At 62.3% G+C, this 16,930-nt stretch carries 12 protein-coding genes; 6 read left to right on the top strand and 6 right to left on the bottom strand.

The window, feature by feature from the left end:
- Nucleotides 1-69: 69 nt before the first annotated feature.
- Both BSZ35_RS11345 and BSZ35_RS11340 read right to left on the bottom strand, forming a co-directional pair.
- The gene (locus BSZ35_RS11345; RefSeq protein WP_105012543.1) at nt 70-255 is read right to left on the bottom strand and encodes a hypothetical protein; all 186 of its coding nucleotides are present in this window, start codon (nt 253-255) and stop codon (nt 70-72) included.
- A gap of 158 nt (nt 256-413) precedes the next feature.
- The gene (locus tag BSZ35_RS11340) at nt 414-611 is read right to left on the bottom strand and encodes a hypothetical protein (RefSeq protein ID WP_105012542.1); all 198 of its coding nucleotides are present in this window, start codon (nt 609-611) and stop codon (nt 414-416) included.
- Between the two features lie 167 nt (nt 612-778).
- Here BSZ35_RS11340 and BSZ35_RS11335 point away from each other — a divergent pair, with 167 nt between their 5' ends.
- Nucleotides 779-1,795 (top strand): sulfite exporter TauE/SafE family protein, encoded by a 1,017-nt coding sequence (locus tag BSZ35_RS11335; protein ID WP_219846632.1) that lies wholly within the window; start codon nt 779-781, stop codon nt 1,793-1,795.
- Between the two features lie 122 nt (nt 1,796-1,917).
- Nucleotides 1,918-3,432 carry a DUF5050 domain-containing protein gene (locus BSZ35_RS11330; protein ID WP_105012540.1) on the top strand — a complete coding sequence of 505 codons (1,515 nt, stop codon included), beginning with the start codon at nt 1,918-1,920 and terminating at the stop codon, nt 3,430-3,432.
- Between the two features lie 156 nt (nt 3,433-3,588).
- Here the strand turns inward: BSZ35_RS11330 and BSZ35_RS11325 are convergent, their stop codons facing one another.
- Both BSZ35_RS11325 and BSZ35_RS11320 read right to left on the bottom strand, forming a co-directional pair.
- A complete protein-coding gene (locus BSZ35_RS11325; RefSeq protein WP_105012539.1) occupies nt 3,589-4,272 on the bottom strand; it encodes a hypothetical protein in 684 nt (227 codons plus the stop codon).
- Nucleotides 4,273-4,381: 109 nt separating this feature from the next.
- Complete coding sequence (locus BSZ35_RS11320; RefSeq protein WP_258096196.1) at nt 4,382-4,663, bottom strand: polyhydroxyalkanoic acid system family protein; 282 nt, start codon at nt 4,661-4,663, stop codon at nt 4,382-4,384.
- Nucleotides 4,664-5,001: 338 nt separating this feature from the next.
- Here BSZ35_RS11320 and BSZ35_RS11315 point away from each other — a divergent pair, with 338 nt between their 5' ends.
- From BSZ35_RS11315 to BSZ35_RS19570, 3 genes are all read left to right on the top strand, one after another.
- Complete coding sequence (locus BSZ35_RS11315) at nt 5,002-6,321, top strand: hypothetical protein (RefSeq protein WP_105012537.1); 1,320 nt, start codon at nt 5,002-5,004, stop codon at nt 6,319-6,321.
- A gap of 64 nt (nt 6,322-6,385) precedes the next feature.
- A complete protein-coding gene (locus BSZ35_RS11310; protein WP_258096195.1) occupies nt 6,386-8,920 on the top strand; it encodes a M14 family zinc carboxypeptidase in 2,535 nt (844 codons plus the stop codon).
- A 139-nt stretch (nt 8,921-9,059) separates the two neighbouring features.
- Nucleotides 9,060-9,329 (top strand): Uma2 family endonuclease, encoded by a 270-nt coding sequence (locus tag BSZ35_RS19570; protein ID WP_105012535.1) that lies wholly within the window; start codon nt 9,060-9,062, stop codon nt 9,327-9,329.
- Between the two features lie 250 nt (nt 9,330-9,579).
- Here BSZ35_RS19570 and BSZ35_RS11300 read toward each other — a convergent pair whose 3' ends face one another.
- Nucleotides 9,580-11,973 carry a zinc-dependent metalloprotease gene (locus BSZ35_RS11300; RefSeq protein WP_258096194.1) on the bottom strand — a complete coding sequence of 798 codons (2,394 nt, stop codon included), beginning with the start codon at nt 11,971-11,973 and terminating at the stop codon, nt 9,580-9,582.
- A gap of 300 nt (nt 11,974-12,273) precedes the next feature.
- On the opposite strand from BSZ35_RS11300, the gene BSZ35_RS11295 reads away from it, so the two are divergent.
- A complete protein-coding gene (locus BSZ35_RS11295; protein ID WP_105013714.1) occupies nt 12,274-13,311 on the top strand; it encodes an IS110 family transposase in 1,038 nt (345 codons plus the stop codon).
- 562 nt (nt 13,312-13,873) lie between these two features.
- Here the strand turns inward: BSZ35_RS11295 and uvrA are convergent.
- Complete coding sequence (gene uvrA / locus BSZ35_RS11290) at nt 13,874-16,795, bottom strand: excinuclease ABC subunit UvrA (protein ID WP_105012534.1); 2,922 nt, start codon at nt 16,793-16,795, stop codon at nt 13,874-13,876.
- Nucleotides 16,796-16,930 lie beyond the last annotated feature (135 nt).

Below are 16,930 nucleotides of genomic sequence, written 5' to 3'. Positions count from 1 at the left end.
CGAATACGATGCGTGAGAAATGGTGAGGAGGGCGGCGTGAGGACACGCTCACGCTTCACGATCCACGCCCTACCCGAAAAGGTACATGAGTCCTTTGATGGCGGGCCAGAGGAGAAGCAGAACGAGGAGCCACGCGACCCAGCGCACACTGTCGCGTCGCTGGGGAAACTCGTACCCGCAATACGGACACGTCTCTACATCCCCGGTGTCCTCAAATTCAAGGGCACAGGACGGACATTCGCGAACGGAAGCCATCGAGAAAACAGGGCAACTGTGGATTGAGATCGTCGTGGAGCGACGGAGGCGCTGTTGCTCCCCCCGACTTGTGCCCGGTCAGACCGTAAAAAAAAGTAGGGGCAAAGAATGGGGCTGTCCCCTCTCCGGAAAGCACAGCGCAAACGACCGTGACGGCATCAGAGCTGGGAGGCGAGCTCGTTCAGCAGCATCGCCACGTCTTCCTCCTGCATGTCCTCGGGGTCGAGTCCCGGGAATTCCGGCTCCGACCTGCGCAACTCATCGCGGGCCGATTCGAGGTCTAACTGACGAAGAAGGACCGCCGCGGCGCCCGTGGCGGCGGCTGTAAGGAGCACCGTTTTCCAAAATTTGGACACAACAGAGGACGGGTAGGTTGCAACATATGACGACGCTTCGTCAACGATGGGGGCAAGAACGGGTTCTCCCTGCGGGGCCAGATTTGTCGGAGATGTTGGATCTGCACTCGAACAGAGGAAGACGCAGGCTGTTAACCCCGACTAGTTTTTGCCGTCATCACTCCCGGATGCCTGTGATTCCGTCGACCTCTGTGCTACGCGACCGATGGTCTCGCCGCTATCTGGTCGGAGTGATAGGCCCCATTGCCGCAACGCTCCTGGTCTGGGGCACTTACATGACCACACAGGAGCTGTGGGGCCTCTTCCGCACCCACGGCTTCATGACCATAACGATGATAGCGGGATCGTTCGTCGCGGGCGTAAGCTCCGAGGGTGGGGGAGCGGTCGCCTACCCGGTGATGACGCTCGTCTTCGACATTGCTCCCGCCGTGGCCCGCAACTTCAGTCTGGCCATTCAGAGCGTTGGGATGACCGCGGCCGCGCTCTACATCTGGGCACGACGCATTCCGGTAGAGACGACCTACTTGTGGCTGGTCGCGCTGGGAAGTGTGCCCGGCATCGTGGGCGGCACCTACTTCATTGCACCGTACGTGCCGCCGGCCTACGCGAAGATGATGTTCGTGTCGTTTTTCCTGAGCTACGGCCTGGCCCTCTTCGTGATCAACCACATTCGCGACGAGGGCGCCATCCGTACCCTTCCGGCCCTCACCGGCGTGCAGCAGACGGAGCTTCTTGGAATTGGTCTCATCGGGGGGATCCTCAGCTCCATCTTCGGCAATGGAATCGACATTTGCTCCTTCGCCTTCGTGACGCTCAAGTACCGCCTCTCGGAAAAGGTGGCCACGCCCACCTCGGTGGTGCTCATGGCGTTCAATGCGGTCCTCGGGTTTTTCCTGCACGCGCTCGTGCTGCAGGACATGCAGCTCGAAGCGTATCGCTTTTGGTGGGTGAGCATTCCGGTCGTTGTCTTCGGCGCGCCCCTTGGTGCCTACGTGGTGAACCGAGTGCCGCGACTCTACATTGCCACGCTACTCTACGTGGTGATTGTCGTCCAATTCGTAAGCGCACTTTGGATCATCCAGCCGACCGTTCCGCTCCTCCTCTTCTCCGCGGGAATCTTCGGGGTCGGCATCCTGCTCTTCTTTCAGCTGACGCGATGGGGACCGACGTCCCCGGCGTCGTGACGACGGACGCGTCGGCGGGCGTGTTGAATTCATTTGAATCGGGGCTGCGATGTTTTATTATGGAGAGTCCCCCAGCGCACGTACGCACGTCTCTCGATTCCTTCTCCAGGCCCCATTTTCCGATGAACACCGTCCCGTCCAGGCTGCTCCTCCCCTTCTGTGTACCCTTCCTCTTCCTTGCCTCCTGCGACTCTCCTTCATCCGACCCGGCCTCCCCCAACCTCGGGGCCTTCGAAGGGCAGACCGACGTAGGCGTCGTCGAGGCGGCCGGAGCGACGCAGTACGAGGCCGATAGTCAAACCTACCGCATGACGAGCGGACAAACGCAGGAGAATGGCGTCCATCTTGCGTGGCGCCGGGTCCGTGGCGACGTGCTCCTCCGGGCACGCGGGGCATTCACGGCCGAAGGGGCAGACGAGAACCGACGGATGGGCTGGGTCATCCGTTCAGACCTCTCCCCCGACGCGGCGCACGTGAGGGCTTCCGTCCCCGGCAACGGGCAGGCGGCCCTCCAGTATCGGCGCGCTGCCGGGGACAGCACCCACGAGATCCAATCGTCCGTGACTGGGGCGAACGTCATTCAACTCGCCCGCGACGACAGCACCTATACGATGGCGGTGGCGCGGGCGGGCAACCCATTCACCCGAACTGAAGTGTCGGACGTTGCCCTGGGCGACAGCGTGTACGTCGGCCTCTTCGTGCATTCTCCCGCGGAAGGAAGCCCCGAGACGGCCACGTTCCGGAACGTACGCATCGTAACACCAGCGTCGGACACCCTCTCGCAGTACGACGAGTACCTCGGCAGTCGGGTGGAAACGATGGACGTGGAAAGCGGTCACCGCACCGTGGTGCACGAGGAGCCCCGCTCGTTGCAGGCGCCCAACTGGACGCCGGATGGCGAATCGCTCATCTACAACAGCGACGGGCTGCTCTACCGCTTTGACCTCGACACACGGACGCCGAAAGAGATCGACACCGGCTTTGCGGATGCCAATAACAACGACCACGTCATTTCCTTCGACGGAGAGCAGCTCGGCATCAGCCATCATCCGGAGTCGCACGACGGCAACTCCATCATCTACACCGTGCCCATTGAAGGTGGCACGCCGACGCAGGTGACCCCGAACGGGCCGTCGTACCTGCACGGCTGGTCGCCCGACGGGAACTGGCTCACCTACACCGGAGCCCGCAACGGCGAATACGACATCTACAAGATTCCGGTGGACGGCGGCGAGGAGGTACGCCTGACTACGGCAGAGGGGCTGGACGATGGGTCCGAGTATACACCGGATGGCGAGCACATCTACTTCAACTCCGTCCGCACCGGCAGCATGGAGATCTGGCGGATGGCGCCCGACGGGAGTGAGCAGGAACAGCTCACCGACGATCGCTTCAACAACTGGTTTCCCCACGTGTCGCCGGACGGCGAATCGATCGTCTTTCTCTCGTACCGCCCCAGCGTCCCGCCCGGCGATCATCCCTTCTACAAGCAGGTGTACCTGCGCCGGATGCCCACGGACGGGGGCGAGCCGGAGGTGATTGCCTACGTGTACGGCGGGCAGGGCACCATCAACGTACCGTCATGGTCACCGGACGGGGAGCAAATCGCCTTTGTGAGCAACACCGGAATGGAGTGAGAATGCCCCCCACCGGGAAAATGGAAACGCCGCGAGTGGTCAGTTAAGATGAGGGGACGGGTGCTGAATTGAATACGCGGTGTTGCATACGGCATTCAGCAGCCTGAGCATAGTCCACAGCCCAGCGTTCTTGCCCAACCTGGCGGGAACGCACCACTAGTGTGCTGTTGGAGATCCCGTTGGGACGGTCACGATGGTTTCCGAGTCCTTTGCCTGGAACTTACCGGAGATCGTCGTTGTGTCGCGGACGATCTCGTACCCGATCGTTGAGTCCGGATCGACGTATCGGATGACCTCGGCTACGGCATCGACCGATCCGGCGACATAGGGCGCACTCCGCGGCTCAAACGTGATGGTCCCGTCAATCACGGAGTAATACGCCACCCCTCCAAGGTCGCCGTCCAGAATCGATCCATAGTCGTAGTACAGCTTGAAGATAAAGGCCTCGCCGTCCTGGTAGGCCTCGCTCGAGGCTTCAGTGATCGGATGATCCCCCGTTCCAGGACGTCCGCCAATCGACTTGGCAAAGCCGAAAAGTCCCTCTTGATTCCGCCGCTCTTCGAGGGTCGAATTTTCATTCATGTGAAGGAGGAAGACGTTGCGGTCGCCGTAGGATTGGCTCGCCGGCGGGTTATGATAAAAGGAGTAGCCGTTCAACATCGTGTCTTCAGCCGCTCCCGTAGTCACCTTCTGCATTGACTGAGCAGTGGGAGGGGTGATGTTGAATTGAAATTCGTGGTCGTCCGGTTTCTCGTTCGACCCGCTGGAGTCACAGGCCGCGAGGAAGAGGACGGGTAGAACGGCAGCGAGGAGAAGTCGATGAAAAGCGAACCGTTTCATGGCAGAGAGGCGTTTGCACGAGATTCAGCGAGAATAAAGGGGCCATCCCTCAGCCCTTGATACGAAAAGACTCGCCGGACCCCGGACACGACCGCCGTCAATCCCCGCTCTACCTTTCATCCAGATACCGATCAAGATACTGCTCGGCCTCTTCCTTGAGCCGTCCCTTCATAGGCTTGAGGAACCCGCTGAGGTTGATGAGGATCTGAATCGTGTCGGGTTCGACCTCAATCTCCCCCTCGGCTCCCTGACCACCGAAGAGGAGCGTGTTGTTGTCCCACTCGTAGCGCACGCCGAGGTCAGTTTCAAGGTCTTCGGCCACACGTTCGACGGCCTCGCGTCCATCGTCGAGACCAAGGGAATGAGATCGCGTCAGTTCGATATCGGGCATCTGGAGAGATTGGATTGAAAACAAGCGGAGCGCGTCCCTCATTACCGACGCAGCGGAGGGACGTTGCACGGAAGACGCGTCCCATCGAGGGATCGCGTAGAACTTCGAACGGGATTCGGAAGATGCATCTTGCGCCTTCTCTCCCGTCCTCGTACGTTGACGCGTCATTTCGTGCCGCCAGGCTTCCTTTTCCCAGTCTCTCCTCCACCATGACCGTACGGGCACTCGCCGTGTGGGTCCTTCTTTTGTGCGGGAGTGTACTCCCATTGAGGGCTCAGTCTCCCGCTGTATCCGACACCACTGCCGCCCCCGCCTCGGCCTCCACGACGCACGTGTCCATGGCCGACTGGGCCTCATTCCGGCGCCACCTTCTGCTGGACCGCTTTCACAATCGGGGACCGCGGGCGGCCGACACCACCGTGCACTACGACCGCGGCGTCTTTCGGCACCTGACGCCGCAAATGGACCGGGAGTACGCGCTTGACCTGCTGTCGTACCGCTTCCCCATGGCCGAGGCCTACACGTGGTCCCGCACTCGCCGCGGGCTCCGGTCGCGCGTCGGGAGTACCGACCGGACCGAGTGGGCCTTCGTAACGGACGTGAAGGAAACGATCGTGCTGGGCGACCGGCACCGATTTTCGTTCGATGCCCGTCTGCAGGAAGATGGACGCGCCCAGCGGTCGTTTCTTGAAATGAGCTACCACTACGTGTTCAACGATCGGCATCAGGCCGGCCTTCGACACACGTTCTCTCGGTACAAGCCGGACTTTGACGTCACGGGGTTTTATCGCGTACAGGCCCCACAATGGGGACGGGCCCAGGTGGACCTTACGCTCTCCAATGCGTACAATAACTTCATCTACAGCACCCTCGGGGTGAGCCCCAAAGACCGCGACATCCTTCGGATTTACGAGACGCCTCCGCTCGTGGCTCAGATCCAGGCTGCGACCCCGACTCGCTACCCCGTGCGGGTGGAGGTCTACGCCGGGTGGCGCCCGAGCGTCACGGCTACGTTCACCTCGCAGACTTCCTCTTCGTTCCAGTACAAAGACACCGAGGGCGCCCACTACGCCAGCCTGATGGCCTCGTACACCGGGACGTACGGCACCGCCGGTCTCTTCTACCGTCGCGACCAATCCACGCTCAAACGGAACGGCACCCGAAGCGCCGTGACCAGCCAGTACCATTCTGAGCAGCGCCTGCAGCAATACGGGGCCTTCGCCGTGGGAGCATGGCGGAACTGGGCGGGAGACATCCGCTACACCATCGAGCGGTACACCGATCGGCAAACGGGGGATGACTTTTCTCTGTCTCCCCTGGACGGGCCGCTGGACTACTGGGAAGATCGACAAACCCTCCAGGCCCGACTCCGCTACGCCCCCGACCGCGGCGTGCAGGCCGGCCTGAAATACACGGCCTACGCCCGAACGCTCGACAAAGAAGAGAGCAAATACCTGACGCGGCAGTGGACGGGAGAGTATTTCAGCGTCCAGCCGAGCAACTATCGCCTAACCCCCCTCCTCGGCTACCGATGGCCGGGCGGGAGCGTGCTCGTGGGCGTGGGATACGACCTCGACAAGGACGACCTGCCCCCCGGAATCCCCGACTCTCCCAGTCGATTTGATAATGGATACGGACGACTCACAATCTACTGGTAGTCCCCGGGACCGCCGTCCCGTTTTGTCAACGATCCTCTACCTTCTAATCCACCCCCTCCGTTTCGTGCATCGCCTCCTGCTGAGTGTCGCTAGTCTCGCGCTCCTGCTCGTGCTGCCCGCCCCGGCCCAACCGTCGGACCAGCTACAACCACCGGCCACGTACCTGGGCTACGAACTCGGACAGCAGTTCACGCCGCACCACCGCGTCGTGGACTACGTACGGCACGTCGCGGCTCGCTCTCCCGCCGTCACTGTGCAGCAGTACGGGACGAGCGTCGAAGGGCGCCCCCTACTCCTGGCCACGATTACGACGCCCGACAACCACGACCGGCTCGGCACCCTGCGCCGTTCGAACCGACAACGGGCCGGCCTGGCGGAGGGCACCCCGCAGGCCGACGCGGCGGTCGTGTGGCTCAGCTACAACGTCCATGGCGACGAGTCCGTCTCCAGCGAGGCAGCCCTCAAAACGCTCCATGCCTTGGCCGATACCGCCAACACCCGCACGCAGGAGTGGCTGAAAAATACGGTCGTCCTCCTCGACCCGGCCCTCAACCCCGACGGTCGTACCCGCTACGTGCAGTGGTTTCGCGAAACGGTGGGCGCGACAGCCAATCCCGACCCGGACGCCCGCGAGCACCACACGCCGTGGGCCCCGGGCCGATCCAACCACTACTACTTCGATCTAAATCGCGACTGGGCGTGGGCGGTACAGAAAGAGACGCAGCAGCGCCTGGGCGCGTACCACCGCTGGATGCCGAACGTGCACGTCGACTACCACGAGATGGGCGCCGACGACCCGTACTACTTTGCCCCCGGCACAACGCCCTACCACGAGAACCTAACGGACTGGCAGCGCGAGTTTCAGTTTACAGTGGGGCGCAACAATGCCTCCTACTTCGACCGAAACGGCTGGCTCTACTTCACACAGGAGGTGTTCGACCTCCTCTACCCCGGCTACGGCGACACGTGGCCGCTCTTCAACGGGGCCATCGGCATGACGTACGAGCAGGGCGGCGGGGGCCGTGCCGGACGAGCCATTGTCACGAGTGAGGGCGATACACTGACGCTGGCCGAGCGCATTCAACACCATCACACGAGTGCTCTCTCGACGGTGGAGGTGACGGCCGAGCACCATGAACGGGTGGTTCAAGAATTTGCCGACTACTACGAATCGGCTCAGGACAATCCACCGGGCGCGTACCAAACGTACGTCGTACACCGCGAAGCACAAGGCGACCGCCTGTCGGCCCTCGCCACGCACCTCGACCGGCAGCGCATCCGGTACGGCTACGCAACGGAGAGGGAAACGGCAGAAGGACGCGACTATCAGAGCGGCACAACAGAGAACGTCCAGATTCAGTCGGGCGACCTCATCGTGCAGGCCGCCCAGCCCAAAAGTCGGCTCGTCAAGGTCCTTTTTGAGCCCACCACGACGATCCCCGACTCGCTCACGTACGACATCACGGCCTGGGGGCTGCCCTACGCCTACGGAGTGGAGGCCCACGCCCTCCCCAACCGCGTGGAAGTGGACACTGCGTCAACGCCGCCCACCCAGCCGTCGCTGACCGGCAACACGAACCAGCCGTACGCCTACGTGACCCCGTGGCGCAGCCGGGCCGACGCGCGCTTTGCCGGAGCCTTGCTCCAGCATGACGTTCATCTCCGGTTTGCGACGAAATCGTTCACCATCAACGACCGTTCCTACGCCCCCGGCACACTGGTCATCACCCGCAGCGGCAACACCAACCGGCTCGACAATTTCGACGCCCGCGTTCAGCGGATTGCGCAGAATCACGGACAACCCCTCCACGCCCTCCAGACGGGCTTTACCGACCAGGGCCCCGACCTCGGCTCTGGAACGGTTGGGTTTATCGACGGGCCGAACGTGGCGGTCCTCTCCGGGCCGCCCCTATCCAGCAGCAGTGTGGGCGAGGTGTGGCATTTCTTCGATCAACAGATTGAGTACCCGGCCACGCTACTGCCGGCAGATGATTTCAAGGCCTCGATGCTTGACGGCGTGGACGTGCTCGTGCTTCCGGATGGGCGCTATGGCGCGTGGCTTACCGACGGACGGGGACAAATGCTTACCCAGTGGGTCCGCGAGGGAGGGCGTCTCCTTGCTTTCGGAAACGCAAACGAGGCGCTGGCAGATCAGTCCGGATATCACCTTACGCACAAAGAGGAGACAAGCGAATCCGACACGACCACGACGGGAGGCGACCTTCAGCAGTACGGGACCCAGTCGCAGGTCGCCCTGTCTCGCTCCACTCCCGGCAGTATTCATCGCGTGCAACTCGACACGTCTCACCCGCTGGGCTTCGGGCTATCGTCTCCGTACTTCACACTCAAGCGGAATAGCGACGCCTTTGCGTACCTGGATGACGGATGGACGGTGGGTGCGCTCCAAGAGAGTGCCCCAGTGAGCGGCTTTATGGGGCACGAGGCGGAGCAACGAATCGAAAACACCACCATCTTCGGCACGCAGCGACTGGGCGACGGGCACGTGGTCTACTTCGTCGACAATCCGCTCTTTCGAGGCTTCTGGTACGGCGGACACGTGCTCTTTAGCAATGCGGTGTTTTTCGTAGGAAATGGGTGAGATTCCTCTTTGGGCTGCGTTCGGGGGTTGAGACGAGAATGCCTGTCTTCGACGTTCCGTATTTCGTATTGCGTATTTGTTTTCGGGCGTCTCTCCTCCGGCGTTGTGAGAAACTGCGGTAGGGAGCGGTGGCCATTTTTTGGGAACTGCGGGCATTCTCGGCGAAGACGACCGGGGCGAACTTCTCGACGGTCGCCTGATCGGTATGCCTCCAATTGGCCCTCCGCCCGGCCCCACCGTCAATGACCTGGAAAAGCTCTTCGCGCGTCGGCTCTACAAACCAGAAGGGACGCTGGCCCGCATCCACGTGCAGAATCCGATTCAACTGGACGACTACAGTGCGCCGGAGCCGGATGTCGTTCTCTATGATCCGGAGATGCCTCGGAATCGGCGACTACTGGTTCGTTGACCTGCCGAATGAGTTCGTGGACGTTTTCCGTCGCCCCGAAGAGGATGGCTATGCCGACCGAAGCCGGCACCGTCGTGGGGATTCCCTCACGGTTCCCACGTTGCCCGAGATGGAAGGAGTACCGGTTGACGACATTCTTCCGTAGGTGCTCTTCAGGCTGGGAGCAACACAGAAAAGGCCCCAGGTTGCTTTCGACCTGAGGCCTTCTCGTTCCAGTAGTATGTGCCGCCCCCCGCAAGCGGATTCGGGGTTACTCGGTGCTGGTAGCCGTTTCAATGAGGTGGAGCACGTGATCAGTGTGTGCCTGCGTCTCGGCGTTCACGCCGCTCTTTCCGTCGATCATGTTCTCAATCTGCTGGAGGCTTTGCAGGGCAGCGGACTGTGCGAGGTGGTCGTACTGTTCGTCACCCGCGTCGCCCACGACCGTGGCCAGCGCCTCGACGTACGCGACCTGGAGGTTCTGGCGAAACGTGTTCACGTTGCCGTCGGCATCGGCCGCGAAGACGTCATTGGTCAGATCCTCCATGTAAGCGGCCAGCGTGTACTCGTTGCCGTAGAGTCGCGTGTCGGTCATTCGCTCCAGCACGTTCGGGTGCAGGAGGTGGGCCAGTACGCGTTCCTGAATGCCGAGCACGCGGGCGTGGATCTTCGGGTCCTCCGACTCGCCGAAGAAGTTGAAGCCCCGTCGCTGCGGCTGCAGGTGCCGGTAGAGCTCATCCGGAATCATCGCAAAGGCGTCCGGCGCGAAGAGGTGCTCGCCCAGAAGGTCGAGCGCCCGCTTCTGCCGGTCGAGGGAGACGGGCCGGTACGGCTCCGTAGCGCCCTCCTGCCCGACGAACGCGCGGTCGACGTAGACGCCGCCCACGTAGCGGGAGGCCACCGCCGCCATCTGGGCGTGCTGGCCGGTGGCGACGAGAAAGGCGTCGCGCAGCTCTTCGTACGACTGTCCCGGGTCCTCATACTTCTGGAGCAGGTCGTCCATGAGATCGGCCACGAGCTGCATGCGACCCTCCGCGTAGTCGAGTGCCTCGTTCGACATGTCGCCGATCATGACCTCCGGATCGATGGCCTTCCCGGGGGCCCGCATGTCGTCGGCGTCATTGCCGAAAGCCAGCTCGGGCTCGGTCGAGCGCGAAAGAATGTCATTCAGTTCCGCCTCGCCAATGCCGGGCGTATAGCCGTACTTGATGGCCCACACGTCGTAGGGGCCCGGCGTGGTGGTGTAGTACTGCCCCTGGTCCGTGCCCGGAGGTGCCACGTTGATGGCGGGATAGTCCATAACCGAACCCGTGAGTCCCTCCTCGCGGGTTACGGACGCGTCGTGTACCTCGTCGGCGGAGTGCAGCTGGGAGGACTTCATGTTGTGCTGAAGGCCCAGCGTGTGCCCGACCTCGTGGAGCGCCAGGTAGTAGATCGACTCCTCCATCAGGGGAGTGATCTCACCGTCAAGGTCTGACGGGCCGTTCTGCGCGTTGTCGGCGTCGGCTCCGGCGGTCGGCTCCAGCACCGTGCGGCCGAACATTGTATTCATGTGGAGGAAGGAGGGCAGCGTGCAGGCGTGCTTCGGCAGATTTTGGAACCCGTGATCGGCCGACTGCAGCGGGAGCCCAGCCGCCTCAAACAGCTTGTTGTAGGAGACGCGGTTGGTGAGAAAGACGTATTCGAGCATCACGTCCGCCCCCAGAATCTGGCCGGTGTGGGGGTTGACGAAGCTGGGGCCGTAGCCGCCGAAGGGGGGATTGGGAGAGGAGGTCCAGCGCAGTACGTTGTAGCGGATGTCCCCTGCGTCCCAGGAGGCGGTGTCCGGCTGCACCTTCACCTGAATGGCGTTCTCGAAACCAGCCTCCCGGAAGGCCTCATTCCATTGCAGCACCGCCTCGCGAATGATGGGCCGAATGCGCTCGGGGGTCGTGTTCTCGATCCACCACGTGATCGGCTCCACTGGCTCGGAGAGTTCGGCGTCCGGGTTCTTCTTTTTCAGGTGCCAGCGGTTGATGAGGTCGTGGTAGGGTGTCGCACTGGTAGAGGTCAGATCATCCTTCTGCTGGGTAAAGTAGCCCACGCGCGGATCGGAAAACCGGGGCTCGAAGTCATTCTCCGGCACCTCGATGAGGCTGTGCCGCAGCGTGATCGTCACGTTGCGGGCATCGGTGACGGCGTCGGAGCCGGAGTTGACCGGGCGCGGGTTTTCGAAGACGTAGTCGACCACCACGTCCGTATTCTTCGGATAGTTGTGAACCGCCTGCACCTTCGACTTCTCCTTGCTCTGGTTGCCGAGGCTGAAGGAGGTCGGCGAATCGTTGGGGGAGGGCGAGGGCTTCACCTGCGTGAGCGACTCGGTCAGGAACAGATCGTCGGCCTCAATCAGGATCCGTCCCGTCGTAGAGTCCGTCGCGACGATCTTCTCGACGTGCAGGACCGAGGGGCTGATGTTGGCGTCCGAAGCGCGGGCGAGAGCGCTTTCGTCGTTGAAGTGGAAGTTGGTGTTCACCTCCACGAACTCGATCTTGTCGTAGTGCCGCCGCACCTTGAAGACGGCGTTGTCGCGGTAGGCGCCCCGGAACGTGCCAGCCTCCAGCACGCCGTCGACCGTGTGCGTAAAGTAGATGTACTCCTCACCGATCTGGCTCGTGTCGAGCGCCATTTTCAAGGCGCCGTTCGTCGTGTCTCGGTACACGGTGAACAGGCCGCCGAGCGAATCGCTTTTCGCGATGGCTAATATGTTTGGTGTAGTTTGAAATTGATGGTTTATAACTTGCTCCGAGGACGCTCGGAGCTGGAGGGCAGGGCCACCTGTGCGATGGTTCCGGCCTGGGAATTTTCCCATGAGCCCGAGAAAAAGAGCAGTCCCTGCCCTCTCTTCATTGCGTTCGAATCCGAACAGCATCTGAGCGCCTGCGATGCTCTCATCGTCGAGCCTGCATTCATTAGTCTGGATCTCGCAATGACCGCTCCTGATCGTTCGAGTTCGTCTGATTCCGTTCCTCCGACGGCACATCACGTGGGCATTGACGTGAGCAAGGCGTCCCTTGAAATCGCCCTGATTGGATCTGAGGAGGACGTCTTTGCTTCCAAAACTGTGTCGAACACCAAAGACGGATTCGATGAGTTCCTCAGCTGGATCGAGACACAGGCCGATGTCCGGCTGGAGGAAAGTCCGGAGCAGATTCACGTCTGCCTCGAAGCCTCCGGCGACTACCAGCGCCCGGCTGCACGCTTTTTGTACGAGCGCGGGTTGACCGTCTCGATCGTCAACCCACTACGCACAAGCGCCTACGCTGAGAGCCAGCTCAACCGGTCGAAAACCGACAAGGTGGACGCTCGTCTCCTCGCGCGCTTTTGCCAGCGTGAGGAACCAAGTCTATGGGAACCAACACCTTCGGAGCAAAAAAGCTTGAAGGAGATGACCCGCGGTCTTGAGCAACTCAAAAAAGAGCACGACCGTCTGAAAAACCAGATCCGCCAGTCGGAAAACCCGACGGTTACCGGCTCGCTTGAGTCGGTGCTCGAAAGCATAAACGAGCAGATCGACCGGCTTGAAGATCAGATCGACGAGCACGTCGAGAGCACCGATACCCTCGCCCGCAACCGAGACTTGCTGGAAACGATCCCGGGGGTTGGATCGACAACCGCTGCGCTCGTGCTTGCGGAGCTCGGGGATCACGAGCGCTTTGAGTGCGCCCGCCAGGCGGCTGCATATGCCGGCCTGACGCCCTCGCATCACGAATCGGGCAGCTCGGTTCATCGAAAACCTCGGCTTTCAAAAGTTGGGAGTTCTCGGCTCCGAAGAGCACTGTACTTCCCAGCAATTGCAGCCCTTCGGTGCAACGCCGCCGTCGAAGCGCTCGGAGACCGGCTCGCCGAGCGGGGGAAAGAAAAGATGGTGATCATCGGTGCTGCGATGCGGAAGCTCCTCCACATTTGCTACGGCGTGCTGAAGAACCAGTCCTCGTTCGACCCGTCGCTTCACCCTGGAACTTGACGTTTAGCAACACAGCATCTTTTTCGAAGTTGGCTTGGTCCTCGCCAGCGTCTTCCGCCTTCTTCGCGCCGGCCGACGTATCGGCCATTTGTGCCGAGCTGGTACAGCCGAGAATCAACAGGAGGGGGAGCAGCCAGAGAAACGTACGGGATCGCATGGTGAACATCATTGGTGCAGTAGAACGAATCAGAGGGGGAACCGCCGCCGGAGAACGATCGTCGTCGCCCGACTAGTGGTGCGCCCCGTTTCCATTTCGGGTCGAATGATGGCCAGTGGATTGTACCCAGAAAATGCCGTATGCAACACCGCGTGTTCTATTCGGCACCCGGCAGTCTCAGCCTGACTGACCACTAGCGGCGATTCTGAGAGGAGGAAGCGAAGGGAATGCCCTTGTTCCTTGGAAGCACTGCTGGTGAGTGCGGTTCCTGCCGTTCGCGCCCCTGTGGACCAGGAGAACGACGGGGTCCGCCATCAAGACGGATGCGCACGCCGGGCTGTTACAGCACGTGGGCCGAGGTCGTCTCTGGGAACGAGGAGACAAGAACACGGTCGTCGTGGAGGCTTACAGTACGTCCTGCAGGAATCGCCCCGTGTGACTGTCTTCGCAGGCCGCCACCTCTTCGGGCGTGCCCGTCACCACGATCTCCCCGCCGGCATCGCCCCCTTCCGGCCCCAGGTCGATCACGTGGTCGGCGTATTTGATCACGTCGAGATTGTGCTCGATGATAATCACCGAGTGGCCGTCGTCGACCAGCTGCTCGAAGGCATTAAGAAGCTGCTTGATGTCGTCGAAATGCAGGCCCGTCGTCGGCTCGTCGAAGATGTAGAGCGTGCGGTCCGAGGAGCGGCTGTTGAGGTGGCTGGCCAGCTTGATGCGCTGGGCCTCTCCGCCGCTAAGGGTGGTCGACGGCTGGCCGAGCGTGAGGTACCCGAGCCCGATCTCCTGCAGCGTTTCCAGCTTGTTGGTGACCGCGCGCTCTCCCTCGAAGAACTCGGCGGCCTCGTCAACGGTCATGTCCAGCACGTCGGCGATGTTCTTGCCGTTATACGTCACGTCGAGGGCCTCCTTCTTGTAGCGCCGCCCGTTGCAGGCCTCGCACTCCAGATAGAGGTCGGCCAAGAATTGCATCTCCACCTTCACCACACCCTGTCCCTCGCACTCCTCGCAGCGCCCGCCCGTGGTGTTGAAGCTAAAGAACCCCTTGTCGTAGCCGTGCACGTTGGCCTGCCGCGTCTTGGCAAAGAGGCGGCGAATCCCGTCGAACGCGTTGGTATAGGTCGCCGGGTTGGAGCGCGGGGATCGCCCGATGGACGACTGGTCCACCATCTCCACAGCATCCACATTTTCGTGTCCGCGAATGGCGTCGTGCGCCCCCACCTTGCCGTCGCCGCTGCCGCCCTTGAGCCGGTGCAGGCCCTCGAAGAGCGTCTGGTTGGTGAGGGTCGACTTGCCGGACCCGCTGACGCCCGTCACGCAGGTAATCATTCCCAGTGGGATCGTCACGTCGACGTTCTTGAGGTTGTGCTGCCGGGCATTCTCGATTCTAATCACGTCGTCCTCGTCCACCGGACGGCGTTCGTCGGGCACGTCGATTTTCTTCCGGCCGCTCAGGTACTGCCCCGTGAGGGAGTCCTCGTCCTCTAGAACCTCCTCGTACGTGCCCTGAAAGACGACCTCGCCGCCGAACGCGCCAGAGCGCGGGCCGAGGTCTACGATCTGATCGGCCGCCTCCATCGTCACCGGGTCGTGCTCCACCACGAGCACCGTGTTGCCGAGGTCGCGCAGGCGCTGGAGGATGTCGATGAGGCGCTCGTTGTCGCGCGGGTGCAGGCCCACGGTGGGCTCGTCGAGCACGTAGAGGGACCCAACGAGCGAAGAGCCGAGCGAGGTCGACAGGTTGATGCGTTGCGTCTCGCCGCCACTGAGGGTCTGTGCGAGGCGGTCGAGCGTCAGGTAGTCGAGCCCCACGTCTACCAAGTAGCGGCTGCGCTTGCGGAGTTCCTCCATCACGCGCCCGGCCACTTCCTGCTCGTACTCCGTCAGCTCCAGGTTTTCGAAGTAGTCGCGCGCCTCCCGCGTCGTCATCGCACAGACCTCGCCGATGTGCTTCTTCTCAACCGAGTCGCCGCCCACCTTCACGTAGAGGGCATCGTCGCGCAGGCGGTGGCCCTCGCAGTCCGGGCATTCGGAGTAGCCGCGGAAGCGGGCACGGAAGATGCGGTAGTGCCGCTTGTAGGAGTTCTCCTCCAGGAACCGGAAGAAACCTTCAAGGCCGATGTAGTCGCCTTCGCCCTCCCACACGAGCTCTTTCTCCCAGTCCTCCAGCTCGCGGTACGGGCAGTCGATGTTAAGGCCCACGTCCGCCGCCACAGCGATCAGGTCCTTGAAGTGCTTGCTCCACTTGTCGCCGCGGTACGGCGCGAGAGCACCCTCCCGGATCGAGAGCTCCTTGTTAGGGATGATGAGATCCTCGTCGAGCCCGGCCACGCGCCCGAAGCCTTGGCACGTGGGACAGGCGCCCACCGGGCTGTTGAAGCTGAAGAGCTGCGGCGTCGGCTCCTTGAACCGCATGCCGTCCCGCTCAAAGTGGGCGCTAAACTCGTACGTCGGGACGCCGTCTTCGGGCGGTTCGTCGCGACCGCGCAGGGCGGGCACAATCGTGCACCGGCCGTCGCCCTCGTCGAACGCCTGCTCCACAGACTCGGCGATGCGGGAGCGCGTGTCTTCGTCGCCTGCCTTCACCTTCAGCCGGTCGATGAGGACGAGCAGCCGGTCGCGCCCGTAGCTGTTGACGCTGCTGGGGTCCTGCTGGTTGAGGTCGATCGTCTCCGGCGTTTCGCCCTTCTCCGCCTGCCGTTCGGTGGGAAGCAGGAGGATCCGGTAGAAGCCGCGTTCGCGGAGGCTGCGGAGCTCGTCGCGCAGGGCCATGTCCGAATGCTCGGGGATGGGCGCGCAGAGGTAGAACCGGCTGCCATCCTCCATCTCGTCCTCCAGCGCGTGGGCCACGCCGTGCGGCGTGTCTTTGCTCACGGGCTTTCCGCTCACCGGCGAGTACGTGGTGCCGATGCGGGCGAAGAGGAGGCGCAGGTGGTCGTAGATCTCCGTCTGCGTGGCAACGGTCGAGCGCGGATTGTTGCCCGACGTTTTCTGCTCGATGGCGATGGCCGGGGCGAGGCCGGTGATGAGGTCGGCCTCCGGCTTGTCCATCCGCTCCAGAAATTGCCGCGCGTAGGCGCTCAGGCTCTCCACGTAGCGGCGCTGGCCCTCGGCGTAGATGGTGTCGAAGCAGAGGCTCGATTTGCCGGAGCCGGACGGGCCGGTGAAGACGATGAGCTCGTTGCGCGGCAGGTCGAGGTCCACGTCCTTCAGGTTGTGCTGCCGCGCCCCGCGGATCACGATGTGGTCCTGCGCCGACTCGCGGGCGGTGACCGACGCGTTGGCGATGACGGGGTCCTGCGTAGGAAGGGATTCGGCGGTGGGCATCTCGTCCAGTGTGTGGGCGTCTGGGAGTGTGGGCGTCCGGGCGCGTTTTACCTAGGAGAGAGTACCTGTTACGTTCAGAGCATGGCTTTGATGCTTGCCCGACCCGCTGGAAAATGAGGACTGCGTAACGATGGA

The organism is Salinibacter sp. 10B (assembly GCF_002954405.1).
In the GTDB taxonomy this organism is placed as follows: Bacteria; Bacteroidota; Rhodothermia; order Rhodothermales; family Salinibacteraceae; genus Salinibacter.
The sequence above is the reverse complement of the archived record's forward strand: the minus strand, read 5'-3'. Positions and strand labels throughout refer to the sequence as shown.

What these genes read in the sequence shown, in the direction of transcription:
- BSZ35_RS11295 (WP_105013714.1), top strand. Translation starts at nt 12,274, where the DNA reads ATGACCGCTCCTGATCGTTCGAGTTCGTCTGATTCCGTTCCTCCGACG.
- BSZ35_RS11320 (WP_258096196.1), bottom strand. Translation starts at nt 4,663, where the DNA reads ATGCCCGATATCGAACTGACGCGATCTCATTCCCTTGGTCTCGACGAT.
- uvrA (WP_105012534.1), bottom strand. Translation starts at nt 16,795, where the DNA reads ATGCCCACCGCCGAATCCCTTCCTACGCAGGACCCCGTCATCGCCAAC.
- BSZ35_RS11345 (WP_105012543.1), bottom strand. Translation starts at nt 255, where the DNA reads ATGGCTTCCGTTCGCGAATGTCCGTCCTGTGCCCTTGAATTTGAGGAC.
- BSZ35_RS11335 (WP_219846632.1), top strand. Translation starts at nt 779, where the DNA reads ATGCCTGTGATTCCGTCGACCTCTGTGCTACGCGACCGATGGTCTCGC.
- BSZ35_RS11300 (WP_258096194.1), bottom strand. Translation starts at nt 11,973, where the DNA reads ATGGCGCTCGACACGAGCCAGATCGGTGAGGAGTACATCTACTTTACG.
- BSZ35_RS11330 (WP_105012540.1), top strand. Translation starts at nt 1,918, where the DNA reads ATGAACACCGTCCCGTCCAGGCTGCTCCTCCCCTTCTGTGTACCCTTC.
- BSZ35_RS11315 (WP_105012537.1), top strand. Translation starts at nt 5,002, where the DNA reads ATGGCCGACTGGGCCTCATTCCGGCGCCACCTTCTGCTGGACCGCTTT.
- BSZ35_RS11325 (WP_105012539.1), bottom strand. Translation starts at nt 4,272, where the DNA reads ATGAAACGGTTCGCTTTTCATCGACTTCTCCTCGCTGCCGTTCTACCC.